General features: G+C 66.1%; 22 protein-coding genes and 2 pseudogenes. 11 read left to right on the top strand and 13 right to left on the bottom strand.

Annotated elements, in window-relative coordinates; genetic code table 11:
* Positions 1-71 precede the first annotated feature (71 nt).
* Together QF031_RS10020 and QF031_RS10015 are read left to right on the top strand one after the other, a co-directional pair.
* Positions 72-1,106, top strand: a complete 1,035-nt coding sequence (locus QF031_RS10020; protein WP_307433285.1) for a zinc-binding dehydrogenase — start codon at positions 72-74, stop codon at positions 1,104-1,106.
* Between the two features lie 207 nt (positions 1,107-1,313).
* Positions 1,314-1,895: a lytic transglycosylase domain-containing protein gene (locus QF031_RS10015; RefSeq protein WP_307427361.1), complete on the top strand. Its 582-nt coding sequence runs from the start codon at positions 1,314-1,316 to the stop codon at positions 1,893-1,895.
* Positions 1,896-1,956: 61 nt separating this feature from the next.
* Here QF031_RS10015 and QF031_RS10010 read toward each other — a convergent pair whose 3' ends face one another.
* The 4 genes from QF031_RS10010 to QF031_RS09995 all read right to left on the bottom strand — a co-directional run bounded on the left by QF031_RS10010 (position 1,957) and on the right by QF031_RS09995 (position 6,100).
* Complete coding sequence (locus QF031_RS10010) at positions 1,957-3,126, bottom strand: cytochrome P450 (RefSeq protein WP_307427358.1); 1,170 nt, start codon at positions 3,124-3,126, stop codon at positions 1,957-1,959.
* A 105-nt stretch (positions 3,127-3,231) separates the two neighbouring features.
* Positions 3,232-4,182, bottom strand: coding sequence for a CPBP family intramembrane glutamic endopeptidase (locus QF031_RS10005; RefSeq protein ID WP_307427355.1), 951 nt, complete (start codon positions 4,180-4,182; stop codon positions 3,232-3,234).
* A gap of 128 nt (positions 4,183-4,310) precedes the next feature.
* Positions 4,311-5,285 (bottom strand): Gfo/Idh/MocA family protein, encoded by a 975-nt coding sequence (locus QF031_RS10000; RefSeq protein WP_307427352.1) that lies wholly within the window; start codon positions 5,283-5,285, stop codon positions 4,311-4,313.
* Between the two features lie 128 nt (positions 5,286-5,413).
* Complete coding sequence (locus tag QF031_RS09995; RefSeq protein WP_307427350.1) at positions 5,414-6,100, bottom strand: endo-1,4-beta-xylanase; 687 nt, start codon at positions 6,098-6,100, stop codon at positions 5,414-5,416.
* 23 nt (positions 6,101-6,123) lie between these two features.
* Between QF031_RS09995 and QF031_RS09990 the strand changes: the two are divergent.
* Positions 6,124-6,420, top strand: a pseudogene (locus QF031_RS09990) (substrate-binding domain-containing protein); the annotation flags it as partial.
* Positions 6,421-6,445: 25 nt separating this feature from the next.
* Here QF031_RS09990 and QF031_RS09985 read toward each other — a convergent pair.
* The gene (locus tag QF031_RS09985; protein ID WP_307427347.1) at positions 6,446-8,521 is read right to left on the bottom strand and encodes an acyltransferase family protein; all 2,076 of its coding nucleotides are present in this window, start codon (positions 8,519-8,521) and stop codon (positions 6,446-6,448) included.
* A gap of 228 nt (positions 8,522-8,749) precedes the next feature.
* On the opposite strand from QF031_RS09985, the gene QF031_RS09980 reads away from it, so the two are divergent.
* Both QF031_RS09980 and QF031_RS09975 read left to right on the top strand, forming a co-directional pair.
* Positions 8,750-9,643, top strand: a complete 894-nt coding sequence (locus QF031_RS09980; protein WP_307427345.1) for an SMP-30/gluconolactonase/LRE family protein — start codon at positions 8,750-8,752, stop codon at positions 9,641-9,643.
* A 14-nt stretch (positions 9,644-9,657) separates the two neighbouring features.
* A complete protein-coding gene (locus QF031_RS09975; RefSeq protein ID WP_307427341.1) occupies positions 9,658-10,689 on the top strand; it encodes an aldo/keto reductase in 1,032 nt (343 codons plus the stop codon).
* 28 nt (positions 10,690-10,717) lie between these two features.
* Here QF031_RS09975 and QF031_RS09970 read toward each other — a convergent pair whose 3' ends face one another.
* A complete protein-coding gene (locus QF031_RS09970; protein WP_307433282.1) occupies positions 10,718-10,960 on the bottom strand; it encodes a hypothetical protein in 243 nt (80 codons plus the stop codon).
* An 18-nt stretch (positions 10,961-10,978) separates the two neighbouring features.
* A complete protein-coding gene (locus QF031_RS09965; protein ID WP_307427338.1) occupies positions 10,979-12,412 on the bottom strand; it encodes a flotillin family protein in 1,434 nt (477 codons plus the stop codon).
* Between the two features lie 308 nt (positions 12,413-12,720).
* Between QF031_RS09965 and QF031_RS09960 the strand changes: the two genes are divergently transcribed.
* The 3 genes from QF031_RS09960 to QF031_RS09950 all read left to right on the top strand — a co-directional run bounded on the left by QF031_RS09960 (position 12,721) and on the right by QF031_RS09950 (position 15,545).
* Entirely contained in the window at positions 12,721-14,043 is a 1,323-nt protein-coding gene (locus tag QF031_RS09960) for an MFS transporter (protein ID WP_307427336.1), read from the top strand.
* A gap of 6 nt (positions 14,044-14,049) precedes the next feature.
* Entirely contained in the window at positions 14,050-14,706 is a 657-nt protein-coding gene (locus tag QF031_RS09955) for a flavin reductase family protein (RefSeq protein ID WP_307427333.1), read from the top strand.
* 68 nt (positions 14,707-14,774) lie between these two features.
* A complete protein-coding gene (locus tag QF031_RS09950; protein WP_307427328.1) occupies positions 14,775-15,545 on the top strand; it encodes an enoyl-CoA hydratase/isomerase family protein in 771 nt (256 codons plus the stop codon).
* Here the strand turns inward: QF031_RS09950 and QF031_RS09945 are convergent.
* From QF031_RS09945 to QF031_RS09935, 3 genes and pseudogenes are all read right to left on the bottom strand, one after another.
* Entirely contained in the window at positions 15,542-16,126 is a 585-nt protein-coding gene (locus QF031_RS09945; protein ID WP_307433279.1) for an SDR family oxidoreductase, read from the bottom strand. The two genes, QF031_RS09950 and QF031_RS09945, sit on opposite strands and share 4 nt — an antisense overlap.
* A gap of 92 nt (positions 16,127-16,218) precedes the next feature.
* Positions 16,219-16,404, bottom strand: a pseudogene (locus QF031_RS09940) (SDR family NAD(P)-dependent oxidoreductase); the annotation flags it as partial.
* Between the two features lie 46 nt (positions 16,405-16,450).
* The gene (locus tag QF031_RS09935; protein WP_307433277.1) at positions 16,451-19,039 is read right to left on the bottom strand and encodes an excinuclease ABC subunit UvrA; all 2,589 of its coding nucleotides are present in this window, start codon (positions 19,037-19,039) and stop codon (positions 16,451-16,453) included.
* A gap of 180 nt (positions 19,040-19,219) precedes the next feature.
* On the opposite strand from QF031_RS09935, the gene QF031_RS09930 reads away from it, so the two are divergent.
* On the top strand, positions 19,220-20,044 hold the full coding sequence (locus QF031_RS09930; protein WP_307427325.1) for a DUF1206 domain-containing protein: 825 nt from the start codon (positions 19,220-19,222) through the stop codon (positions 20,042-20,044).
* Here QF031_RS09930 and QF031_RS09925 read toward each other — a convergent pair.
* Positions 19,992-20,855: an MBL fold metallo-hydrolase gene (locus tag QF031_RS09925; protein ID WP_307427322.1), complete on the bottom strand. Its 864-nt coding sequence runs from the start codon at positions 20,853-20,855 to the stop codon at positions 19,992-19,994. The genes QF031_RS09930 and QF031_RS09925 overlap by 53 nt on opposite strands.
* Before the next feature lie 249 nt (positions 20,856-21,104).
* Here QF031_RS09925 and QF031_RS09920 point away from each other — a divergent pair, with 249 nt between their 5' ends.
* Positions 21,105-21,848: an SGNH/GDSL hydrolase family protein gene (locus QF031_RS09920; RefSeq protein WP_307427320.1), complete on the top strand. Its 744-nt coding sequence runs from the start codon at positions 21,105-21,107 to the stop codon at positions 21,846-21,848.
* 55 nt (positions 21,849-21,903) lie between these two features.
* On the opposite strand, the gene QF031_RS09915 is transcribed toward QF031_RS09920, so the two are convergent.
* Together QF031_RS09915 and QF031_RS09910 are read right to left on the bottom strand one after the other, a co-directional pair.
* Entirely contained in the window at positions 21,904-22,605 is a 702-nt protein-coding gene (locus QF031_RS09915; protein WP_307427317.1) for an SCO1664 family protein, read from the bottom strand.
* A gap of 28 nt (positions 22,606-22,633) precedes the next feature.
* Positions 22,634-23,263, bottom strand: a complete 630-nt coding sequence (locus QF031_RS09910; protein WP_307427314.1) for an MSMEG_4193 family putative phosphomutase — start codon at positions 23,261-23,263, stop codon at positions 22,634-22,636.
* A 135-nt stretch (positions 23,264-23,398) separates the two neighbouring features.
* On the opposite strand from QF031_RS09910, the gene QF031_RS09905 reads away from it, so the two are divergent.
* Entirely contained in the window at positions 23,399-24,787 is a 1,389-nt protein-coding gene (locus tag QF031_RS09905; RefSeq protein WP_307427311.1) for a sigma 54-interacting transcriptional regulator, read from the top strand.
* The last annotated feature ends 5 nt before the right edge of the window (positions 24,788-24,792 follow it).

Raw genomic sequence — 24,792 nt, 5'->3', positions numbered from 1 at the left:
GTCCCTTGCGGCCAGCTGCCCTGGCCCGCGCCTAAGCTGTGGTCATGACCATGCCCCCACCTCCGCTTCTGATGCGTGCAATCGTCATGAACCGGATCGCCGGCCCGCTCACTGTCCAACAGGTGGCTGCACCAGAGGTGCCGGCAGGTGGCGTGGTGGTCACCGTTGCCGCCACCGGGCTCTGCCGCAGTGACTGGCATGCCTGGGCCGGCCACGACGACATCGTGCTGCCGCATGTCCCGGGCCATGAGTTCGCCGGCGTCGTCTCCGCCGTAGGGACGGGGGTGACCAAATGGGCGCTGGGCGACAGGGTGACGGCGCCCTTCGTCGAGGGCTGCGGGGCGTGTGAATGGTGCCGCGGGGGCAACGCTCAGGTCTGCCCCCGGCAGCAACAACCCGGCTTCACCCACTGGGGCTCGTTCGCCGAGCAAGTGGCCATCCACGCGGCAGACACGAATCTCATCTCCATTCCGCGCGGTGTCAGTTTCGAGGCAGCGGCGAGCCTGGGTTGCCGTTTCGCAACGGCGTACCGTGCACTCACGGGACGGGCACGCCTTGGCAGCGGTGAATGGGTCACCGTGGTGGGGGCAGGCGGGGTGGGCCTCAGCGCCGTCATGATCGCGAAGGCACTCGGCGGCAACGTGGTTGCCGTGGACCGGAACCCGAAGGCCCTCGAAGTGGCGGCCTCCCTTGGCGCCGACCACACCCTTGTCGCAGACGGCTCGGACATTCCTGCACGGGTCCAGGCCCTCACGGGCGGAAGCCATGTCTCCATCGATGCCGTAGGCAGCGAGCAGACGTGCGCCGACGCGGTCCTCAGCCTTCGCCGCCGCGGACGCCATGTCCAGATCGGACTCCTCCCGCCGGTGCAGGGTCATCCCCGCGTCCCCATGGCCCGCGTGATCGCCTGGGAACTGGACGTCTTCGGCAGCCACGGCATGGCAGCAGCGGATTACCCCGGGATGCTTGCCCTGATCGAATCCGGTGCGGTGGAGCCACAAAAACTCATCGAGCGCATCATCGGGTTGGATGAGGCCGCGGACATGCTGGTTCGCTTCGACACGGCGAACGTCGCGGGCATGACAATGGTCGATCCCACGCTGTGACGCTTACGGCGCGGCGATCAATGGTTTGATTAGTCAGTGCTCCGGATAAGACGCTTTGCAGTTTTCAGCCTGTTCGTGGCCTGTGCCAGCGCAGCGTTCTCATTCTGGGTCCTCGGGCAGCCGCGCGCAGAAGCCCGCCTGGCCTTTTCTCCGCCCCCGCGGGCGGAGGCCGCCCTTGAAACCGCGCCTGCAGGCATCACAACGGCCGTGAACGTCACACGCAGTCCGGACGCTGAATGGCTTCGCGGGGCTGCCGCGCAAACCGGAATTCCTGCCCGTGCCCTACGCGCTTACGTTGCTGCCGCCGTCACGGTGGATGATTCCAGGCCGCAGTGCGGAATCGGCTGGAACACGCTGGCCGCCATTGGCTTCGTCGAATCTGCCCATGGAACGCATGGCGGCGGAAGCCTGAGCGCCGCAGGCCAGGCCAGCCGGCCAATTGTGGGCCCGAGCCTCAATGGTGCGGGCTTCGCTGCCATCCCTGACACGGACTCCGGTGCCCTGGACGGCGACGCCAGCTGGGACCACGCGGTGGGGCCGATGCAATTCATTCCCTCTACCTGGCGTCTTGCCGGAGTGGATGGAAACGGCGACGGAACAGCAGACCCCTTCAATATCGACGACGCCGCCCTCAGCGCGGCCATCTACCTGTGCGGCCACGGCCGCGACCTCGCCACGGCGCGAGGGTGGACGGACGCAATTTACGCTTACAACCAGTCCGACGCCTACATCCGCCAGGTGCGCTCGCAGGCCACCGCATACGCCGCGAAAACGGGCACTGCCGGGTGAGTGACGGACACACCGCCGTGGTTTCCGTGGGAACTCCCGCGTCCGGCTACGCCCGCGGCATTCAGGCCGCTTGCCAGCTGATGGGAAGCGCCCTCAACCCGTAGACGATGGTGCTTTCCATGCGCTCCAGACGGGCTCCTGGTGCCAGGGAGAGGCCGGGCAGGCGGGACAGCAACGCCTCCAGCGCGATCCTTGCCTCGAGCCGGGCCAGCGGTGCTCCGAGGCAAAAATGAATGCCGTGGCCGAACGCCAGGTGCCGGTTCGGGTTGCGGTCGACGTCGAAGTCGGCCGGCCGCTCGAACTGCCGTTCATCGCGGTTGGCCGAGCCGATCCAGGCCACGATCGGTGCCCCGGCCGGGATGCGTTGCCCGCTCAACTCGGTCTCCGCCACGCTCACCCGGTACATCGACTGGACCGGTGACCGGAAGCGCAGCACCTCTTCGAGGGTCTGGGGCAGCAAGGCCGGATCTGCCAGGAGGCGCTCAAGGGTGCCGGGGGATTCGGCCAGGCATAGAACCGCATTGCCGATCAGGTTGGTGGTGGTCTCGTTGCCGGCGACCAGCAGCAATGCGCAGAAACCCAGCAATTCAGGCACCGAGAGTTTCTGGCCTTCGATCTCGGCGGAAAGCAGGCCGCTGATCAGGTCCTCACCCGGGTGGCTCCTGCGCCGGTCGATCAGGGCCAGGAAGTACTCGACCATTTCAGATGTGGTGGAATCCTGGCTTTCGCCGCCGGGAACAGTCCGTGTTTGGCTGACGATTGTGTCGGACCAGTGCTTGAAGCGGTCACGGTCTTGGGCGGGTATGCCCATCAGTTCGGAGATCACGATGACTGGCAAGGGGTACGCCAGGTCCTGGATCAGGTCTGCGCTTCCACCACGCGCCGCGACCCCGTCCAGCAGTTCGTCCGTGAGTGCTGCAATGCGTGGGGCCAGCGCATCAACTGCTTTGGGCGTGAAAGCCTGGGTAACCAAGGAGCGCAACTGCCGGTGCCGCGGGGGATCCGCTGTAATCAGGCTCGACGCGAACAACTGGCCGGAACCGGCGGGATTGTCACCGCCCATGCGCGACGAAAACGTCGCGTGCTCGGACAGCACCCGCTGGACGTCGTCATACCGGAACGCATGCCAGCTCCCCGACTGATCGTCCTGAAAAACGGGGGCCGCTGCCCGCATGCGTTCATAGTGGGGAAAGGGGTCCAGCGGGAATTCGCCGGGCTGGGTGGCGTCCATGGTGGCCTCTCTCTGCCGGGCCGGCGCCCTGGGGAACGAAGAGCGCCGGGCCTTCACTGACTGACCGTAGAACCTCGATCTTAACCAAGCCGTGCCGCTGGGTCATTAGTCCCGCCGTCGAACGTTACGGCGTTTCTCTTTCGGATCACCGGACCGCCCCACCCCAGCCAACCCGCGCCGCCGTTCATGCCTTGCGGCGAACCAGACCGCAGCCACCATCAGGCCCAGCACGTCCGCGAAACCCAGGATGGCCTCCCATGGCATCTGGATCGCACCCCCGCGCAGGTTGTTGTAGAAGGAGCCGAGGGGGACCAGCAGGGGCCAGAGGACGATGAGGTTGCGGGCAACGCTGTAAGCCACCGCGTAGACCACGCCGAGACCAAAAAGGAACAGCATCTCGGACCCTGCCATGCCGTAGCCGACGTGGTAGGCCGCGTAGAGGGCGGAGGCGCCGGCTACCCCCGGGACCGGGCCGAAGCTGGCTTCCAGGCGCGCCTGGATGAAACCCCTGAAGAAGACCGCCTCGAAGAAACCCACCGTGACGGCGAGGGCCGCCAAGGGCACCCAGTCGACGGGACGGGGAAGCGGGTACCCCCAAAGCGTGATGGCGAACTGCACCGCTGCGAGGACGAGTCCCAGGGCAAATGCCTGGCGCAGATTTGCGCGGCTGATGCCCAGCGCCGCCAGGGACCGGCGCCGGATCCAAGTGTTGTAAAAGATGGGACCGAGGACGCCGAGGAGCATTCCTGCAGCGAATGTGAGAAACAGCCCAAGGGTGTTTCCTTGCGTAAACACCCTGAACGCCAGCCAGAAGAGGGCCACGACAGCTATGTAGAGTGCCCCGATGGCGCTGATGTCAGCCCAGTCTGGATGCCCGGCCCACAGTGGCCGGGACGTGGGCAGAATGAGCGCAAAGACCAGGGCGGCAAGCGGAACGCCAACACCGTACACAGCGGGGTTCCCGAGGGTCAGCAGCAGAATCGCCCCGACCAGAAACACCGGCCAGGCAAACCGCGGAAGACGCCGGGCAACCCCACTCACGTTCGTTCCCGACATGACTCCTCACTCCACGCGCCTGCCGACCGCATGCCCCAAGTCTTGTCCCAGCGATCCCCCGATTACAGGGGCGAAGGGCCCAAGCCGGTTTGGCGGGCGCTTCACGTGGTGCCGGGTCACTGAGCGCCTCAGCGGTTGACTCCCGCGGCAAGGTAGATTGCGTCGATCAGCGCCATGTTGGACAGGGAGTCGGAGCCTTCAGTGGGCAGTTTGGCACCCGACTGAAGAGCGGAGACGACAGCCTCCAGCTGGTGATCATAGGTCTCGAGGCCACGCACGGTCCAGGACCGGTCCAGTCCCTTGGCGGTCAAGGTGATGGAGTGGCCCCGGGAGGGAAACACCATGTTGTTGACGAGCAGATGCGCTTCGCTACCGGTCACCTCAAACGAGGAGTTCAGGTGGTGGGGCTGTTCGAGCATCGCCGACGTAACAAGCGCTTTTGCCCCGGAGGGAAACTGCAGGTCGGCGCTGACGCTCAGGTCCGCACCCAGGGGATTGAGCGTTGCACTCGCCCCAAGCACGTGCGGTTCTTCGCCCATGAATGCGCGCACCCAGTGGACGGGGTAGCACCCAAGGTCCATCAACGACCCTCCTCCCCAATGGGGGTCGTGCCTCAGCGATGCGGGGTTGAAAGGGTTGGTGCTGGAAAAGTCGGCGCGCAGTACCTTGATCTCCCCGAGGACGCCGGAGCTCTTGACGGCATCGAGCTCGGCGCTCAGGGGGTGGTACCGGTCGTGGAACGCTTCGATGAGCCGGTAGCCCGTCGATTGTGCAGCTTGGAGCATTTGCGCGGCCTCTGCTGCATTCATGGCAAAGGGTTTCTCGCAAAGAACGTGCTTGCCGGCCTCAAGGGCCGCGATTGACCACTCAGCGTGCAGGGACGGTGGGAGCGCGTTGTAGACAAGATCAATATCGGCATCAGCCAGCAAACTGGCGTAATCACCGTAGAACCGTTCGATTCCGTGCCGCTCCGCGTATTGGCGGGCACCGTCCGCCCGCCGGGAGGCCACGGCCAGGACCTTGACGTCGGAGCGGCGGCCGGCGGGCCGGATGACCGCTGCGGGCGCAATGCCCGCTGCCCCTAAAATTCCTATTCGCAGCACTCTGTTTCTCCTTACCGTCCAGCCGGGTAACTTCCATTTTCACGCGCTGCTGACGCAGCAGCGGGAGGCCGGCGGTGGTTCCGGCGTCCACCGCCGGCCTCCCTGCAGAGGCTTCCCGTGCGCGGGCCCTAGCCCCGGCCTGCGCCCTTGCCGCTCCTGTGAGGTGCGCCTGCTGCCAGCTGGAGGTCCTGCTGGAGGGCGTAATACTCCGGCTTGGGCTGGAGGTCCTCGTCGTAGATGCTGGCGGCGCCTTCTCCCTGGAAGACCCCGGGCACCCATGAGTAGGCATCCCCGAAGCCCCAGACGGTGTAGGAAATGCACTGCTTCACAGCCATGCAAGCCTGAAGCGTCTGTGAGTATGCAGCCACCTGTGCAGATTGTTCAGTGGCTGTCACGGGCAGGGTGGTTCGCACGTCGACTTCGGTCTCGGCCACGTCCAGGCCAAGGTCAGCGAATCTCTGCAGGTTGTTCTTGAGGTCCGGAAGTGGGTACTGCGTGTCCAGGTGGGTCTGGAATCCTACCCCGTCGATGGGAACTCCCTGCGACTGAAGGTTCTTGACGAGCGCGTAGACGGCATTGCTCTTCGGCCCGGTGGATTCGATGTTGTAGTCGTTGTAAAAGAGCTTGGCCTGCGGATCAGCCTCGTGAGCCCATCGGAAGGCATTTGCGATATAGCCCGGCCCCAGCTTCTGCAGCCAGATGCTGTTGCGCAGGGTCCCATCGTCATTGAACGCCTCGTTGACGACGTCCCACTGCCAGACCAAACCCTGGTCGAAGTCGGGAACATGACTCCGAATATGCCCGGCGGGCAGCACACCGCCTTCTCAACAGGCACGACCGCCCCACTGCGGTTTTCGCCGCGAATGACCTCTCTGCCATCGTGGTCATAGCGGTGGCCCAAGAGCTTGGATTACAGGTGCCCGGAGAACTTTCGGTGGTGGGCTTTGATGACATTCCTGAAGCAGCGCGGTATGCCTTGCCGCTCACCACGGTGCACCAGCCCATGAGCCGCATGGGCGCCTCGGCAGCTGCCCTCGTGGTTGCGCTCATGAATGGCGAGACGCCGGAAACCATGCAGCTCAAGATGCCGACGAAGCTGATAGTCAGGTCCACAACAGGCCCGCCTGCACTTTGAGATGGTGCGAGCGGAAAGGAAACGCCTAGCTCAGGCCCAGTGCGACGGCCAGGTCCGGCCCAAGTGACTTTGCGAAGGTATTCGTCATGTGGTTGTCCCGGTAGACCAGAACATTGCCGATGACAGCAGGGCAAAGGCCGTCCCGGCAAAACAGCCTCGACAGGTCCACAACTTCCACGCCGTCAACCCGGCGGGCTGCCGCCACCAGTGCGTCGTCCCCGCCTTCAAGGGCCTCGGAAGCGGGGGTGGCACAAGCGCCGCCGTCGGCATGCTTTTGAACGCATTCCACGGGATTGCCTTGGGGATACGGCAGGTCCGCGACGACGGCGACGCGCAGCCCGTCCCCGCGCAGGCGGGATAGGGACTGGACATAACCGTCCAGCAGCGGGGCGTCCGGCCCCCAGGACCATCCAAGTGCCTTGCGGTACCCGGCTTCGCGCATCCCGGCAACGAGGACAAGGTCAGGCTTTGCTGCCGCTACTTTTTCGGCTGTTACAGCGTTTTGATTCGAGCAGTTGGCGTACGCGGTGGCGGCAGACCGCGGCGGCGTCAGCGCAAAGGGGCAGCCATTGCGCACCATGGCGTGGATCCTGAGCGGAATCTTCCTCGAGACGGCGATGAGGGGGTCCACAAACTGGCCGGCATGGGAATCCCCGACAACCACGACAACCGGGGCACCTTCCTGTTCGGTTGAACCGAACCAGCAATCCGTGTCAGGTACCAGGGTGGGGTCGTACACCCCGCAGGCCCCGGAGCTTGTGGCAGGCACATCCTGCATGGCAACAGAGGGATCAGGGCGGATGGGCAGGCCGGCGGGCACCGGCGCGGACCGGGCAGACCACGCCTGGGCGCCGGGGTAATCGTGGTCGGACAGCTCGGTGGACAACTGCGCGCGCTTGAACTCGATCACTTGCCAGGGCGCCCACGCTGCCACAGACACCACCATTGCCACGCAGAGCGCCATTGCGTAAACCCTGCGGTACGCGCTCCAACCGGCGTGTGCCGCGGAGTGCCGGAAGCGCTGCTCCACGAGGTAGTAGGAGGCGGTGGCGAGCACAAGGCTCAACACGGCGAGGAGGAGTGCTTCCCTGATCCGAGGGGTGCGGCCCAACAGCGCCACAGCGAAAACGATGACTGGCCAGTGCCACAGGTACAGGGAGTACGACACGTCTCCGACGAACGTCATGGGACGGATGCCAAGGAACCTTGAAGCGGACCATGGAACGGCCATTGACAGGCTGCCCGTACGCAGCAGGATGGCAGTGCCGAGCACTGGAATGGCGGCGATGCTGCCGGGGAAAGCCATATCGGTGCTGAGGAGGAAGGCAGGCACGACAATGGCGGAGACGCCCAGCCAGCCGCTGAGCGCCGCCAGGCGGTGGGAGCCCTTCAGCGTTGTCGGGAGAAGGGCGGCGAGTCCGCCGACGGCGAGCTCCCAGATCCTGGTGGTGGTGGCAAAGTACGCGATGGTGTGCTCGTGGTCGCTCAGGTAAATGCTGTAACAGAACGATGCCAGGGCAGTCACGGTCAGGGCCGGGACAATGAACCGGCCGGCTTTTTGCTCTGCAGCCCGGGCCGCGGCGATCAGGCCAAGGAAGAAGAACGGGATGACAAGGTAGAACTGCTCCTCGACGGCCAGGGACCAGAAGTGCTGCAGGGGCGACACTTCCTGAGTCGCACCCGCATAGGACACCGCGGAAAGTGCCTGGTGCCAGTTTTGTACCTGGAGCAGCGAGAACAGCACATCGGAAGAGATGTTCTGCCAGCGGCTTGGGGCAAGCAGCAGGACTGCGCCGGCCAGAACTGCCACCAAGACAACTGCCGACGCCGGAAACAGCCTCCGAATGCGGCGTGCGTAGAAGCCGAGGACGGAGATGGACGCATTTTTCGCAGCTTCCCTCGCGAGGGAGCCAATGATGAGGTAACCCGAGACGACGAAGAACACGTCGACTCCTACGAATCCGCCAGGGAGGGCTTCCGGCCGAAGGTGGTAGATCACCACGATCCCCACGGCCAACGCCCGGAGGCCCTGGATGTCCGGCCTGGGGCCATGGCTGGTCCGAACCTGCGCCCGGCGACCCTTAACTGCCGCGTGCCTCATTGCTCCCCCTCTATAAAACGGCGCTGTCAACCTCCGCCCGGCAGGGGGAACCGAGGCGAGTGAGGCTCGCCGACAGCCGATTGTATCCGAAGACCATATCCTGCAGGATCCGGCGCGGGTACGGCGTCGTCGTGACCGTTGGGGCTAGGGTGGTGCACATGCCGCCGTTGGAGGGCCCGTCCAGTCCGGGCACGCCGCAGCGAACCCCCGGAACGCAAAGGAGCTCCCTTGGTTGACGACTTCACGACCGGCCCGCTTGAGTGCCTTTTCACGGGCTCGATCTGGGCCGAGGGCCCGCTATGGGTGCCCTCGTCGCGGACCGTGCGCTGGAGCGACATTCCTAATGACCGCATCCTTGAGTTCGACCCGGCCAGCGGGAACACCCGGGAATACGCTGTTGGCGTTGAATTCACCAACGGCCGAACCCTCGACGCTGACGGAAGTGTGGTGCAGTGCAGCCACGGCCGGCGCCGGGTGGAACGGGACGCCGGTGGAACAGTAACGGCCCTGGTTGACTCCTACGGGGGCAGGCGGCTGAACTCACCCAACGATGTGGTGGTTGCCCGCGACTCCAGCATCTGGTTCACTGACCCGCCGTACGGAATTCTTTCGGGGACGAGGGAAGGCCACGAAGGGGAGCAGGAGTACGGCGGCTGCAATGTGTTCCGCTTTGAGCCGGCTACCGGAAAACTTACGGCCGTAATCACGGACCTGGTCCACCCCAACGGCCTGGCCTTCTCGCCTGACGAGTCTGTCCTGTATGTGGCCGACACCGCCGGCCCCCGCAACGGCGTGCCCCTGCGGATCGCCACCTACAGTGTGCGCGGGGGCGGCCGCAGCGCCAGGACCGGCACGCTGGAGCTGGAGGATGGCCATCCGGCTGATGGGTTGCGGGTCGACACCGGCGGCAGGATCTGGACCTCTGCCGGCCCCTCTGTCCGGATTTATTCGCCATCTTTCGAGCTCCTGGGCACCATCCCCGTACCCGAGACAGTATCCAACCTGTGCTTCGGCGGTCCCGACGGCCAGGACCTGTACCTCACCGCAACCACCAGCCTGTACCGCATCCGTACCACCACGACGGACGCTGCAGCGCGCACCTTTCCGCCCAACCACAACTGATCGCGAGGACACCCATGCAGTATCGAACCCTTGGCCACAGCGGCGCCATTGTCACCAGCTATGCGCTGGGCACCATGACCTTTGGCGCGGAGGCGACGGAGGAGACTTCCCACGACATTCTGGACAGCTACTTCGAGGCGGGCGGCAACTTCATCGACACCGCGGACGTCTACAGCGCAGGCGTGTCGGAAGAGATTATCGGCCGGTGGCTGGACAAGCGGCCGGAGGCCCGGGACAACGCGGTGATCGCCACCAAGGGGCGCTTTCCGATGGGAACGGCACCGAACGACGTCGGGACGTCCCGGCGGCGCCTGACCCGCGCCTTGGACAATTCCCTCCGCCGCCTGGGCGTGGAACAGATTGACCTTTACCAGCTGCATGCGTGGGACCCGATCACCCCTTTGGAGGAGACCCTTCGCTTCCTGGATGATGCGGTAGGGAGCGGCAAGATCGCCTACTACGGCTTCTCCAACTTCTTGGGCTGGCAGCTCACCAAAGCCGTCCATGTTGCCCGCAGCCAGGGTTGGAACCCGCCCGTGAGCCTGCAGCCGCAGTACAGCCTGTTGGTCCGGGACATCGAGTTCGAGATCGTTCCCGCCGCGCTTGACGCCGGAATCGGCCTGCTCCCATGGTCGCCGCTGGGCGGCGGCTGGCTGTCCGGAAAGTACAAGCGGGACCAGCCCCCCTCCGGTGCAACCCGCCTGGGGGAGAATCCCGAACGCGGCATGGAAGCCTGGAAGGCGCGTAATGACAATCCGCGCACGTGGACGGTCATCGACGCTGTAGAAGGCATCGCGGCTGACCACGGCGTGAGCCCCTCCCAGGTTGCCCTGGCCTGGCTCGCGGACCGGCCTGCCGTGACGTCGGTGATCCTTGGGGCCCGGTCCACGGAGCAGCTCGCTGACAACCTGGCGGCCGCTGACCTGATCCTCAGTACGGACGAGGTACAACGGCTCACTGAAGCCAGCCGGCCCGAGGCGGGGGTTTATCCCTACGGACCATTGGCCCAGGAACAGCGCAGCCGCAAAATGGAGGGCGGAAGGTAGCTCCACCCGGGAAGGAGGACGCCGGGCCTCACTGACCGTGCTTCAACACGTCCGGCAGCTCATCCACGTACACCGTTTGCGGAGGGTCGAAATAGATCACCAACACTTCAGCGCCCACCGGATAATCGCTTTTCTTGTCGAATGGATGTGCGTGGAATGCCATGGTGCCGCCAAGGTAGGGCAGCATGACTTCGCCGATGGTGCCCGGGGCGATCCGCCCGGTTACCCGGCCGATCTTCCCGGTGAGGCTTCGGTCAACGTTCCTGCGGATCATGACACGTCGGAGTTCCTACGCGCCCGGCGCTTTGGGCTGGCGCTTGGCGTCTTCACCCTTTCGTAGCGCCGATGCGAGCGCCGGCAGGTAGTCTCCTGCCTGTGCCAGGATTCCGCCCAGCATCTTGTTGACGCCCTCGCCGCCGTTCAGCACGGTCATTTGGCCAACATGGGAGAAGGGCTCGGCCGCTGCGGCGATGATGGCCGGCATGTTCTCGGCGAGCTGCTGGGAGATGACCGCGTCCTGGTTGGTACCGAGTGCTTCGGCGCGGGCCTTGATGCCGTCCGCCTCTGCCAGCGCCTTGGCCTTGATTGCAGACGCCGCAGCGTCACCTTTCGCCCTGGTCGCTGCGGCTTCGGCCTCGCCCGTGACCTTGGTGGCTCCAGCCGCTGCAGCCGCGGCCGTGGCGTTGGCCTGGGCCTGCAGCTCCGTCCGGCGGGCATTGGCCTGGGCCTCAAGCTCGGTGCGGCGTGCCAGCGCCTCGGCGGCGCTGATGTCTGCGGATTTCTGGCCCTCAGCATCGGTGCGTTTGGCGTAGGCTTTCGCATCCGCGGGTTTCCGGATGCTGGTCTGCAGCTTCTGCTCTTCCCGGTCCGCTTCAAGCTTGGCGACCTCGGTTTCCTGCACCACCACCTGCTGCCGCGCCGTGGCCTCCGCCAGCGGGCCGGCCTGGGCGGCGTTGGCCCGGGCGCGTTCGGCGTTGGCCTGCGCCACTGACTGCCGGATGGCCGAGACGCTCTGCGCATCCGCGATCAGGGCTGCCGCCTCCGCCTCCTTTTCCGCCGCCTCCCGGTTACGGGTGGCCTCGGCGATCCGGGCCTCCATCTTTACTTGGGCGATATGCGGCTTTGCGATGTTCTGGATGTAACCGGTGGGGTCCTGCAGGTCCTTGATCTGCAGCGAGTCCACCACAAGGCCCAGCTTCTCCATCTCCACGCCACTGGCGCCGCGGACCTGCGACGCGAGCTTGTCCCGCTCGCGGATGATCTCCTCCATCGTCATGCTGCCAATAATGGAACGCAGGTGGCCCTCGAAGACGTTGTACACCTGGCTTTCCATCTTTGGTTGCTGGCCCAGGAAGCGGCGGGCGGCATTGGCGATAAATGGCGGCGCGTCGCCAATCTTGTAAATGACGACGCCCTCCACAATGACCTGGATGCCCTGCGACGTAACGCAGGACACTTTGAGCTCGGTTTCATTCAGGGTCAGTGACAGGGGCCGCACGGTCTGGAGTCCGGGAAGGACCAGGGCGCCCTTACCCGTGACAATTTTGAAATCCATTCCTTCCCGGGTTTCCAGGGTTCCCCGGGTCAGCCCGGAAATGATCAGGGCCTCGTTGGGTTCAGCGACCTTCCACATCAGCTTTGTGGCCATCCAGATAAAACCAATGGCGACAAGTACTCCCAGGATAATGGCGATAAGTGGAAAGAATGGTGCAAAGTCCGGCATAACCAGATCCTTTCGACGCCGGATAACGGCATCACGCTAAAGCCCCAATAATGCAGCCGCCCATTTACCCGACCAATGAAAGTGCCGTGAATTCCGGTGCACCTGGCCAGCTGTTGTAGACAGTCTGATCTGGCCCCGCCAAAGAGTCCAGAGCGGGGCGGCACGCAAACCGTTGACACGGGCAACTACAGCTCCCACGATGGGTGAAGAACCGCAATGCGGGTCCAGCGCCCGACTTCAATACTCCTTCCCGTTGCTTTCTCGAAGCCAAGCCGGGCGTTCTACTACATCTGAGCAATGGAGTGATGATGAGTATTCAAGGAGTGACCCGGGAGCAGGCCGTGAGGCGTGCCACCGTGGCGAGCGTGGTGGGTACCACCATCGAGTGGTACGACTTCTTCCTGTACGGAACTGCCGCCGCCCTCGTGTTCCCCCAGTTGTTCTTCCCGGGCCAGGTCGCCTTTGCCGGCGTGCTGGCCGCGTTCGGCACCCAATTCGTCGGTTTTGTGGCCAGGCCCGTCGGTGCGGCCATCTTCGGTCATTTCGGCGACCGGATCGGCCGCAAGACAACACTGATGGCCACGCTCTTCCTGATGGCGTTCGGGACGGTGCTGATCGGCTGCCTTCCGACATACCAGAGCATCGGCGTGGCTGCGCCGGTCCTGCTGGTGGTTCTCCGCATCATCCAGGGCATCGGCGTGGGCGGTGAGTGGGGCGGTTCGGTCCTGCTGAGCATGGAATGGGGTGACCAAAACCGCCGCGGCCTGTCCGCTTCCTGGCCGCAGATCGGCGTGCCGCTGGGGCTGGTGCTGTCCACCGGCGTGGTCAGGATCACCACGGCCGCAACGGGTACTGAGGGATTTGTGGCCTACGGCTGGCGGATCCCCTTCATTTTGAGCATCATCCTGATCGGCGTGGGCCTGTTCGTCCGGCTGCGGGTAATTGAAACCCCGGAATTCGATGCCGTCCGGCAGTCCAACAAGGTGGTCCGAGCCCCGATTGTCGAGGTCATCAGGAGGCAGCCCAAAGAAATCCTCCTGTCCGCCCTGGTGCGCACTTCGGAGCAGGCGCCGTTCTACCTGTTCATTACTTTCGTGATTACGTACGCCACTAAGCAGTTGAAGTTGGACAGCAACTCGATCCTTGACTACACGCTGATCGCGGCGGCACTGGGGCTGATCAGTGTTCCCCTGTTCGGACGCCTGTCAGACCGGTTCGGGCGGCGCCGCGTCTACGGCACCGGCATCGTGCTCACCGCGTTGTTCGCATTTCCCTACTTCGGGCTGCTGAACACCCGCGACTCGCTGTGGGTGGCCGTTGCCATCGTGGTCAGCCTGATCCTGCACGACATCCAGTACGGACCGCAGGCCGCCCTGATCGCCGAAAGCTTCGACACCGACATCCGCTACACGGGTGCGGGGCTGGGGTACCAGCTGGCCAGCGTGATCGCCGGTGGCCCGGCGCCCCTCATCGCGGCCGCACTGCTGGCGACCTATGGCAACTCGACGTCGATCTCGCTGTACATCATCCTCTGCTGCGTGATCGCAATGGCCGCCCTGATCTTCCTCCCTAGGGCCAAGGGGGCGCTGGCCAAGGATGCCGCTGCTGCCGCCGCGCCAGGAAGCCCGTAGGACCGGATGCGCACAGACTTCGATCCTGGCCAGCTGGGTCCGCGGGACTTTTACAAGTTCCTCACATCGGTGGTGGTTCCGCGGCCCATCGCCTGGGTTTCGAGCACATCCCCGGACGGGGTGGACAACCTTGCGCCCCATTCGTTCTTCACGGTCGCCTCGGTGGACCCGCCGATCATCCAGTTCACCTCGGTGGGCGAAAAGGATTCGCTGCGGAACATCGAGGCGACCGGGGAGTTCGTCGTGAACCTCGCCCCGGCAGGGCTGATCCAGGAAATCAACGCCACCGGCACCAATTTCAGCGCAGATGTGAGCGAATTCGATGCCGCCGGCCTGACCCGTGAACCCAGTGCGGCAGTCCGGCCGCCCAGGGTCAAGGAGTCTCCGGCGGTCATGGAATGTTCGCTTCACCAGACCCTGCGGGTGGGCGACTGCGTCCTGGTGTTAGGCCTGGTGGTCCACGCGGCCGTCTCTTCCGACGTGCTCAACGGCAACCATCCGGAGGTGGCCCGGCTTGATCCATTGGCAAGGCTTGGCGGGGACGAATGGGGCAGCCTTGGCCCCGTCCACCGCCTCCCGCGGATCCGCGCATCGCAGTGGCCTGGTTCCTTCACGCCACGGGTTACCCGCGGAGAGACGCTTGATACTCCTGGCGGGGACTGACATCCGCACGCGACGGGTGGGAAGGCCGGGAGAGCATGGCCGCGGCCGGTCTTGAAGAATCGGGGTCCGTGGCGACGGTTTCCTTCGGCGGTGGGGAACGGCTCAATGCTCTCGGACTGAACGATTGGCAGGAGCTGCGGCACGCCATCCACGGTCTGGCAGCAGACCCGTCCCTGCGCGCCGTCGTTGTGCGGGGCAGGGGAGGCGTGTTCTGCTCCGGCTTCGACGTACGCGAATGGGACGGGGCGGCGGACGAGGAGGTCAACCGTACGTTCGACGTCATCGAAGCTGCGCTGCAGGCGCTCGAGGACCTGCCCGTTCCCACCCTGGCTGTCGTTGAGGGGGTGGCCGCCGGTGCCGGCTGCCAGCTGGCGCTGGCCTGCGACCTGCAGCTACTCACCCCCTCAGCCCGCATTGGGATGCCCGTGGCACGCCTTGGACTGCTGGTTCCGGCCACCTTCGCCACCCGCCTGGCATTGCGGGTTGGCCCGTCCCGCAGCAAGGACCTGCTTTATGCCGGCCGTATGCTGACTGCCCGCCAGGCCTGGGACATGGGGCTGGTCACAACCCTGGCCCCTGACGACAACGCTGATGCTGCGCTCGCTGCAGTCCTCGACCCCTGGAAGGAAGTCTCAGCGGCATCGCTGAGGGCATCGAAGGCGGCGGTAGACGAGGGCCTGCGCCAGCTGACGGAAGCCGGCCGATGGGCGACACGGGGACCGGCGGTGGATCCCCACGAGTTCCGGGTCCGGGTTACGGGCTTTCTCCACCGCCACCGGGGCACGCCTGGCCGGCATTCGACGGGGGCGGACCCGGAACACGGACCGCGTCCGGACTAGTGCGGGTCCGCCGCCTCCTGGACCGTGATGTCCATTGGCATCCTGTTTCTCCGGCGCAGGCGGCCGGCCAGCACGTTGCGGAGGCCGTGCGTGACCATCCGCCGACCGGTCAGGAAGCGGAATTCGGCGGCATCTGCCGTTACCAGGTCCACAATGGGGCGTGCCGCTGCGCGTGGGGTCTGTCCCCACAGCCCGACCACCACCTGCAGGCCCGTGAGGCGTTCCTGGTAGCCTGCCTGCGACGTCACGCGCCCGAGGAGGTCGGTCTCCACCAGTCCCGGGTTCATGCCGTGCACCCGGACGCCGGTTCCTTTGGTTTCCAGGCGCAGGGTCTCCGTGAACTGGCGGACCCACCGCTTGCTGGACGCGTAGGCGTTCTGCATGGCCACCGGACCGCGGTCACCCTGGCCGTAGAGGTTGACCAGGTCGCCGTGGCCCTGTCCCAGGAACACGGGCAAGGCCACCCGGGAGCCATGGAACGTGCCAAGGATGTTGGTGTGCACCACGCGCGTGAAGTCATCGATGGGCGTGGACGCCGTGGGCCCGAAAACCCCCGAGGTGCCCGCGTTGTTGACCCAGATATCCAGCGTCCCCCGGGCCAGGGCCTCGTCCTGAGCGCCTCAACGTCTCCCAGTTTGGCGGTGTCGCAGCGCCTGCCGGAAGCCGGGATCCCCTCAGCGCGCAGGCGCTGGACGGCGGCAGCAACGCCGTCGTCCGACCTGGCTGCCAGCACTACCGCTGCTCCGTGCAGGCCCAGCACGCGGGCCACGGCAAAACCCAGCCCACGCGTCGAGCCGGTCACTACCGCCACACGGCCGCGAAGGATGTCGTGGTTGGGCACCGCCCGTTGGGTACGCATTCCTCTGTCCTACGCCCCTGCGTGCATGCGGGCAAGAGCGCCCGCCCTAATGGCCCCTGCCGACGGAAGCCGCCTGCAGCGCTGCCGCGAGGTAGGGGGCTGTGCGGCTGCTGCGGGAACGGGCGACGGCGGCCGGGTCACCGGCGGCGACGATCGTGCCGCCGGCATCGCCACCAGCGGGTCCCAGGTCCATGACCCAGTCGGCGTCGGCCACCACGTCCATGGCGTGTTCCACCACGATTACCGTGTTCCCGGCGTCCACCAGGCGGTTCAACTGCGCCATCAGGAGCTGGACGTCGGCAGGGTGCAGCCCCGTCGTGGGCTCATCCAGGAGGTAAAGGGTGTGCCCGCGCCGGGCCCGCTGCAGTTCGGTGGCCAGCTTGATCCGCTGCGCCTCGCCGCCGGAAAGTTCAGTGGCGGGCTGGCCCAGCCGCAGGTAGCCCAGGCCCACTTCCTGCAGGGTCTGCAGGGACCGTGCGGCCGCGGGAACCCCGGCAAGGAAATCGGCCGCGGCATTGACCGTCATGCCCAGTACTTCCGCGATATTCCTGCCCCGGTAGGTGACCTCCAGGGTCTCGGGGTTGTATCGGGTACCGCCGCACTCCGGGCACGGGCCGTAACTCCCGGGCAGGAACAGCAGTTCCACGGCCACGAATCCCTCGCCCTGGCAGGTCTCACACCGTCCACCGGCCACGTTGAAGGAAAAGCGTCCGGGACCGAACCCCCGGCTTCTGGCAGCATCGGTGGCGGCGAGTTCCTTGCGGACAGCATCGAACAGCCCCGTGTAGGTGGCCAAATTGGACCGCGGCGTGCGCCCGATCGGTTTCTGGTCCACTTTCACCAGTCGGTCGATCCGGTCCAGCCCGGAGACCTGCCCCACGGTAACCGGTCCGCCCTGGTCTTCGGCGTCCTCGTCCTGCTCGTCGGGCGCTGCCCCTGTCCCTGTCCCGGTTGCGCCGATGCCATGAAGTGCGGCGCCGGCAACATCGGCGAGGACCCGGCTGACCAGCGTGGATTTTCCGGAACCCGAGACGCCAGTGACCGCGGTCAGGACGCCGAGCGGAAAGGCTGCGTCCAGGTTCCGCAGGTTGTGGCGGCTGACGCCCCGCAGTTCCAGCCAGCCGGAGGCTGTCCGCACGGCATCTTTGCCGGCGCCCGCACCGGTTCCGTCGCCGTCCGCGGCGCCCGTTGTTCCGCCGGGGAACAGGAACGGCCGTGTTACGGAGTGCGGCACCTCATCGAGGCCCTCCACGGGCCCGCTGTACAGCACCTCTCCGCCGTCCTCGCCGGCCCGGGGCCCCACATCCACAAGCCAGTCAGCCCGGCGGACCACATCCATGTTGTGTTCCACCACGAACACGGAGTTTCCTGACGACTTGAGCTGGTCCAGGACGGACAGGAGGGGTTCGGCGTCTGCAGGGTGCAGGCCCGCCGACGGTTCATCCAGCACGTAGATCACGCCGAACAGCCCTGAGCGGAGCTGGGTGGCGATCCTGAGCCGCTGCATTTCCCCTGGCGAGAGCGTAGGCGTGGCGCGCCCCAATGCCAGGTATCCCAGGCCCAGTTCCAGCAGCACGTTGATGCGCTGGAGCAGGTCGCGGGTGATGGCCACAGCAACTTCATTGGACTCGGATGACTGCTTGCGGGATGCCGTGCCTGCCGTGGCCAGCGTGGTGGTGGGGCGGATGATGTCCGCAAGTTCGGTCATGGGCACCGCATTGAGCCCGGCGATGGTGTGCCCGGCGAAGGTTACCGCAAGGGCCTCGGGCCTGAGCCCGGTTCCGCTGCACCGCGGGCAGGGCCCGGTTTCCATGAAGCGCAGCACCTTTTCCCGCATGGCGGGGCTTTTGGAGTCGAGGAGCGTGTGCATGACGTAGCTCCTGGCGCTCCAGAACCGGCCCTTGTACGGCTTGGCCACGCGGTCCCGCTGGGGCGTTACTTCCACTACCGGCTGTTCTTCGGTGAACAGGATCCAGTCCCGCTGTTTCCGGGGCAACTGCCGCCACGGGATGTCCACGTCGTAGCCCAGGTGGGTCAGGATGTCGCGCAGGTTCTTGCCCTGCCAGGCCCCGGGCCAGGCGGCAATCGCCCCGTCGCGGATGCTCAGGGACGTGTCCGGAACCAGGGATGCCTCGCTGACGGTGTGGGCGGTGCCCAGGCCGTGGCACTCCGGGCAGGCGCCTGCCGCGGTGTTGGGGGAGAAGGCGTCCGAGTCCAGCGGCGCTGCGCCCTCCGGGTAGCTGCCGGCACGGGAGAACAGCATGCGCAGCGAATTGGACAGCGTGGTGACGGTCCCCACGGTGGACCTGGAGGTCGCCGTTCCCCGGCGCTGTTGGAGTGCGACGGCGGGTGGCAGCCCGGTGATCAGGTCCACTTTGGGGTTGTGGCCCTGCTGGATGAGGCGGCGGGCGTAGGGCGCCACTGATTCGAAGAACCGCCGCTGCGCCTCCGCGTAGATAGTGCCGAAGGCCAGGGACGACTTGCCGGAACCGGAAACCCCGGTGAACGCCACGATCGCATCCCGCGGCACATCCACGCTGACGTTCCGCAGGTTGTTTTCGCGGGCGCCGCGCACGCGGACGAAGCCGTCTTGAGCGTGGTCCGCCGCGGGGTCGGAGATGTTCAGTTCGGTCAGTTCATCAGCGTTCTCTTTGGCATGCACCGCTTCGACTGTAGTAGCCAACCGTGCTTGGCCGGAACTTTCGGGGACCTGTCGGGACGGCGCGGACGGATTTACACTGAAGCATTCCGCGGCGCAGGCAGGGGAAGCCGGCGGCGGAACAGGAGATCAATTACATATTTGGAAGGGCCGGCCATGGGCAACGCGTCGCAGGGAGCTAACAGGGCAGTATCCGAGGCGGCCTCGGCGAGCCGCAGCCCGGCAGTCCGCGTGCTGGCCCGTGCCGGATATGTCTTCATCGGCCTGGTCCATATCCTGATTGGCGCCATCGCCTTGCAGTTGACCCGGGGCCAGGGTGGAGAGGCTGACCAGTCCGGGGCACTGGGAAGCCTGGCATCCAAGCCGGGCGGCGGGATCCTGCTCTGGGCCGGCGCTGTTGCCTGTGCGGCCCTTGCCCTCTGGATGCTCAGCGAGGCCGCTTTTGGGGCGCGCACCGAGCCCGACTCCAAGAAGAAGCTGAAGAAAGCAGGCGGTGCTGCGGGGAAAGCTGTGATTTTCGCTTTCCTTGCCTTTACCTTCGGCGTCTTTGCCGCCGGGGGCAGCAAGAACTCCAGCCAGTCGGCCAGCGATTTCACCGCAAAGCTGATGGGAGCGCCCGCCGGGGTGGTGCTTCTGGTGGTGCTGGGGCTGGCGATCATTGCCGGCGGCGTCCTTTACGCCTACCGGGGCGTTTCCCGGAAGTTCATGAAGGACCTGCAGGACCCGGGCAACGCGCGGACTGCCGTGGAATGGCTTGGCATCATCGGTTATGCAGCCAAAGGTGTGGTGCTCGCCGTCGTGGGTGTCCTGGTCATCGTGGCGGCCGTAACAGCGGACCCGTCCAAGTCCTCGGGCCTGGACGGCGGACTGAAGACACTCGGTGCACAGCCGTACGGCGGGTTCCTCCTCGCTGCCATCGCTGCCGGGCTTATCTGCTACGGCGTGTATTCCATGGCACGGGCACGGTACGGAAAGTTCTAGGCGCGGCACGGAAAGTTCCACGCACGGCAGGGGACGCTCCAGGCGTCCCCTGCCTGAGAACTGCCAGCGCTTCCGCCAGCGGGGCGCTCAGGGCGGGGCCGTGGCCGGGAAGGACAGCCGCGGATTCCATGCCGGCCAGGTTCTGTAGGGCGGCCAGCGCGGCGGCCGGATTTGCGTGGTACATCGGGTGCAGCATCTGCGGTCCGGAAGTCCGGCTGATCGGGTGGCTGCTGACAAAGCAGTCGCCCACGGCGATGGCACCCGCCCCGGGCAGGTGGATGGCTGCATTGCCTGGCGTATGGCCGGGCATTGGTACGGCAACGGGCCGCCCAGGCAGGGCCCGGAGCTTGGCAGCGTCCCACGCTTCGGCCGCCGGCACCGGCTTGGCACCCAGGGCGCCCGCCCTGATGACGTGCACCATCCAGCGGAAGATGCGCGGCCTCCAGGCGCGGCGGATGACCTGGCCAAAGGTGACCTGGTGCTTCTCCTTTCCCTGCACGTGGGCCAGTTCCCAGGGGGCGCACAGGACCGGGGTTCCGAATGACTCGGAAAAGAAGGCGGCGGAGCCCGTGTGGTCCACGTGTCCATGCGTGATCAGCAGTGCAAGGGCGTCGCCCGGTTCCAGGCCCAGGTGGCGGATCGACGCAACGACGTTGCTGCGGTCACCGGGGTAGCCGCTGTCAATGAGGATGAACCCGGAAGGGTCTCGCACCACGATCCAGTTGGAGGCCGGCCCTTCGGCGAAGTAGACGCCGGGCGCCTGCTCGGAAACACTGGTAGCGGGGTTCCACCCGGTTGACTGCCGCTGCACGGATACAGCGTAGCCCCGCCGACCTCAGTGCAGCCGGGTGGACACCGGCCGGCGTCGAACCCGCCCGGCGGCAAGCGGGGTACCTAATGCCCTAAAGGTTCCTGTGCAGTCGCTGTGCATCCTGTTGATCCTGGTCACCTTGGCCCTAAAGTATTCCCACAGTTGCCTACGATGGGACACGGACAAGAAGATATACGGCCGGCGGTCAGTTTCCCGGCCACCCGGAAATTCCAGGCGGGAGGAGGTGCCATGCAGGACAACGCGCTGCTGCACGGGCATCCCGGCCGGCTGGTGACTGCCGGTGTGGCTGCCCTCCTCCTGGCCGTGACGTCGGGAAGTGCAGCCCGGACCCAGCCTCCGCCCACGGCGACGCTTCCGGTCCGCGTTGTGGTGGTGGGGGACTCTTTGAGCACCGGTCACGGCACGTCGCCGCAGCAGGCGTGGCCGGCGTTGATGCGCACGGACGCGGAGGTGGCGGGCCTTGAGGTGGTCAACGCAGCTGAGGACGGAAGCGGTTACCTCAGCCTGGGGGACTACAACGGAACCTTCGGCACCCAGGTGGATGATTACGTCACCCCGGACACCGGGATCGTGGTCTTTTTCGGTTCGGAGAACGACCTCGGCTACGCCTCTGCCGACGTCGGCGACGCGGCCCTGGCCGCCATGGACCGGGCAGAAGCCCTTGCCCCGGACGCCAGGATCATTGTGGTGGGGCCGCCGTCGTACACCACGGACCCTGATCCCGGGCTCCTGGATATCAGCGACCAACTCAAGACTGCCACTGCGCGGGCGGGCGGTGAGTACGTGGACGCGATCGCCGAGGGCTGGATCAGCGATGACTTTGATGACCTGATTGGCCCGGACGGCGACCACCCCACAGTGCTGGGGCAGCACTACCTGCTGGACCACATCGGTGCGCACCTTGAGCAGGCCGCACCGGCGGCCGCAGCCGCTCTGGAAGCGCGCCAGGACCAGCACAGGCCCGCCGCCTGAACCTGGGACCCCTGAATTCCAGGCACCCGGACCCGGGACGCCTAGACTTCACTACCTAGACCAGCGGCCAGGGGTAGCGCATGCCCGTGCGGTCCACGGGAAGCACCCTTTCCTGCAGCATGCGCTGGACCCGGCGCTGGAGTGCCGCCACCTCGGCGTCGTCAAGCAGCTCGGCCAGTTCTGGCGGCACCGCGGCAGCCAGGGGACTGATGTCATCGAGCAGGCCGTCAGGAATCGGATCTCCCGCGAAGTCCCAGATCACCGTGCGCAGCTTGAACGCGGCCGAGAAGCAGAGGCCGTGGTCAATGCCCCAGATATGGCCGTCCGTGCCGCGCAGCACGTGCCCGCTTTTCCGGTCGGTATTGTTTGCCACGTAGTCGAACAGGGCGATCCGGGCCAGAGCCGGGTGCGTTTCGGGGGAGTCGGCGTACAGGCTGAAGTAATGCTCCTGGAGGTCGCCCTCGATGAACCACTGCAGCGACCCCTCCCCAAGGGGCGCGTCCGATCGCACCACCGTGGGCGGGACAATTCCCCACCCCAGTGCTTCGCTGAGCAGATACGCTGCGCGCTCGCGGCGGTGCAGGCCGGCGTCGAAATCCGCCAAGGGCCTTTCCCCGGCAACCGGTTTGTAGACTGCCCAGGCGGAGTCGTCCCCGCACGAAAGCTCCGCGAGGAAGGTGGCATTGCTGCCGCTCATGATCCGGCCCAGCAGTTCCACGCGGCCCTCGGTGAGGAGGGTCAGCTCCCGCCCGGGCACCGCAGGCTTCCCGCCACAACGTGCCGGATCACGGCGCCCTCAGCCCGCTGAGGGATTCCGACGTCGAATTCACCGTGAGCACGGCCGGCGCTTGTCCGTCCGTGTAGGAGATCGCAGAGACCGACGCCGGGCTGATCATTATCCGCTGGAAGAGGTCCAGGTGGGTGCCCAGCGCGTGGGCCATGGCCGCCTTGATGGGGTCCGCATGGGAGAAACAGACGACGACGGCACCCGGGTGGGAGGCCCGCAGCGACTCCAGCGTGCCGACCATCCTGGCCTGCATTCCGGAGAAGCCCTCGCCGTTGGGAAAGCGGAAAGCCGACGGGTTGTGCTGGACCGTCTGCCACTCCGGCAAACCCGTCAGGCCGGCGAGCGCGGCACCGGTCCAGTCGCCGAAGTCGCATTCCAGGAGCCCGGGCTCCTCCCTGACGGTGAGCCCGGCACGGGCCGCCGACGGTGCCGCGGTTTCCCGTGCCCGCTCCAGGGGCGAGGAGTAGATGGCCTGAACGGGCAGGCCGGAAAGACGTTGGGAAACCGTGTCAGCCTGGGCGCGGCCCCGCTCGGAAAGGTGCAGTCCCGGGGCCCGGCCAGGCAGGACTGTACCGGTGGTGGGCGTCTCGCCGTGCCGGACCAGGAGGATCAACGTGCTCTGTGTCATTGGGTCTAAGCGTAGCCGCGAGGGGACCCCGTGCCGAGCTTGCGAGGCGTGGGGAGCGGCGAAGCGGTAGCCGCGAGGGGCGGGAATCTGGAGGAATCCCTCGATTAGCCGCGAAGCCGGGCTTACCGTAGAGGGGTGACTGATCGCCCCGATATCTACACCGTTGGTGAACTCCGCGCGGCAGGCTATGTCCTCAAGGATCTTCGCCACGAAATCCGCGACAATCTCCTGGCCGCCCTGGCGGAGGGGCGTGACCCCTGGCCGGGTCTCTATGGCTTCGGCAGGACAGTGATTCCGCAGCTTGAGCGGGCACTGATTGCAGGCCATGACGTTGTCCTGCTGGGTGAGCGGGGCCAGGGCAAGACCCGCGTGCTCCGCACCCTGGCCGGGCTGCTGGACGAATGGTCCCCCGTGATTGAGGATTCGGAGCTCAACGAGCATCCGTTCGAACCGATTACTGAACAGTCCCGTGCCCGCGCCGTCACCGAAGGCGACCGGCTGCGCGTCGCATGGCGGCACCGTTCGGAGCGTTACGTCGAGAAACTGGCAACGCCGGATACGTCGGTGGCTGATCTCATCGGCGACGTGGACCCCATGCGGGTGGCCGAAGGCCGCCGCTTGGGGGATCCGGAGACCATCCACTACGGGCTCATCCCGCGCTCCAACCGCGGCATCATCGCCATCAACGAACTGCCGGACCTTGCCGAACGCATTCAGGTGGCCATGCTCAACGTCATGGAGGAGCGGGACATCCAGATCCGCGGCTACGTGCTGCGGCTGCCGCTGGACGTGCTGGTGGTGGCATCGGCCAACCCGGAGGACTACACCAACCGCGGCCGGATCATCACGCCGCTGAAGGACCGCTTCGGCGCGGAGATCCGGACGCACTATCCGATCGAACTGGACGACGAGGTCTCGGTCATCCGGCAGGAGGGCCGGCTGGTGGCCGACGTCCCGCCGTTCATCCTGGAGATCCTTGCCCGCTACACCCGGGCGCTCCGGCAGTCCCCGGCGATCAACCAGACCTCCGGCGTCTCCGCCCGGTTCGCCATCGCCGGGGCTGAAACCATCGCCGCGGCTGCCCTGCGCCGGGCAAGCCTGCGGGGTGAGGACCAGGCCGTGGCCCGGATCATCGACCTGGAGCCGGCAGTGGAGGTGCTCACGGGCAAGATCGAGTTCGAATCGGGCGAGGAAGGCCGCGAACAGGGCGTCCTTGACCACCTCCTGCGCACCGCAACCGCCGAAGCGGTCAGGGCGAACTTCCAGGGCCTGGATATGGGCCCGCTCGTGGCCGCCCTGGACGGGAACCGGACCGTCAGCACCGGCGAGCAGGTCACCGCGCAGGAGTTCCTCGGCAACCTCCCGTCGCTGAACGGCTCGGGCCTTTACGACGAAATCAGCCGGCGCCTCGGTGCGGTGAACGACGGCCAGCGCGCCGCCGCCGTCGAACTCGCCCTGGAGGGCCTGTACCTCGGCCGCCGGATCTCCAAGGAGTCCGACGACGAGGAAACCATTTACAGCTAAGCACC

The organism is Pseudarthrobacter defluvii, assembly GCF_030816725.1.
Taxonomy (GTDB): Bacteria; Actinomycetota; Actinomycetes; order Actinomycetales; family Micrococcaceae; genus Arthrobacter; species Arthrobacter defluvii_A.
Note: the sequence above shows the minus strand (reverse complement) of the source record. Positions and strands in the feature narration are given on the sequence as shown.

What these genes read in the sequence shown, in the direction of transcription:
- QF031_RS10020 (WP_307433285.1), top strand. Translation starts at nt 72, where the DNA reads ATGCGTGCAATCGTCATGAACCGGATCGCCGGCCCGCTCACTGTCCAA.
- QF031_RS10010 (WP_307427358.1), bottom strand. Translation starts at nt 3,126, where the DNA reads ATGGACGCCACCCAGCCCGGCGAATTCCCGCTGGACCCCTTTCCCCAC.
- QF031_RS10005 (WP_307427355.1), bottom strand. Translation starts at nt 4,182, where the DNA reads ATGTCGGGAACGAACGTGAGTGGGGTTGCCCGGCGTCTTCCGCGGTTT.
- QF031_RS09985 (WP_307427347.1), bottom strand. Translation starts at nt 8,521, where the DNA reads ATGAGGCACGCGGCAGTTAAGGGTCGCCGGGCGCAGGTTCGGACCAGC.
- QF031_RS09975 (WP_307427341.1), top strand. Translation starts at nt 9,658, where the DNA reads ATGCAGTATCGAACCCTTGGCCACAGCGGCGCCATTGTCACCAGCTAT.
- QF031_RS09965 (WP_307427338.1), bottom strand. Translation starts at nt 12,412, where the DNA reads ATGCCGGACTTTGCACCATTCTTTCCACTTATCGCCATTATCCTGGGA.
- QF031_RS09960 (WP_307427336.1), top strand. Translation starts at nt 12,721, where the DNA reads ATGAGTATTCAAGGAGTGACCCGGGAGCAGGCCGTGAGGCGTGCCACC.
- QF031_RS09955 (WP_307427333.1), top strand. Translation starts at nt 14,050, where the DNA reads ATGCGCACAGACTTCGATCCTGGCCAGCTGGGTCCGCGGGACTTTTAC.
- QF031_RS09930 (WP_307427325.1), top strand. Translation starts at nt 19,220, where the DNA reads ATGGGCAACGCGTCGCAGGGAGCTAACAGGGCAGTATCCGAGGCGGCC.
- QF031_RS09920 (WP_307427320.1), top strand. Translation starts at nt 21,105, where the DNA reads ATGCAGGACAACGCGCTGCTGCACGGGCATCCCGGCCGGCTGGTGACT.
- QF031_RS09910 (WP_307427314.1), bottom strand. Translation starts at nt 23,263, where the DNA reads ATGACACAGAGCACGTTGATCCTCCTGGTCCGGCACGGCGAGACGCCC.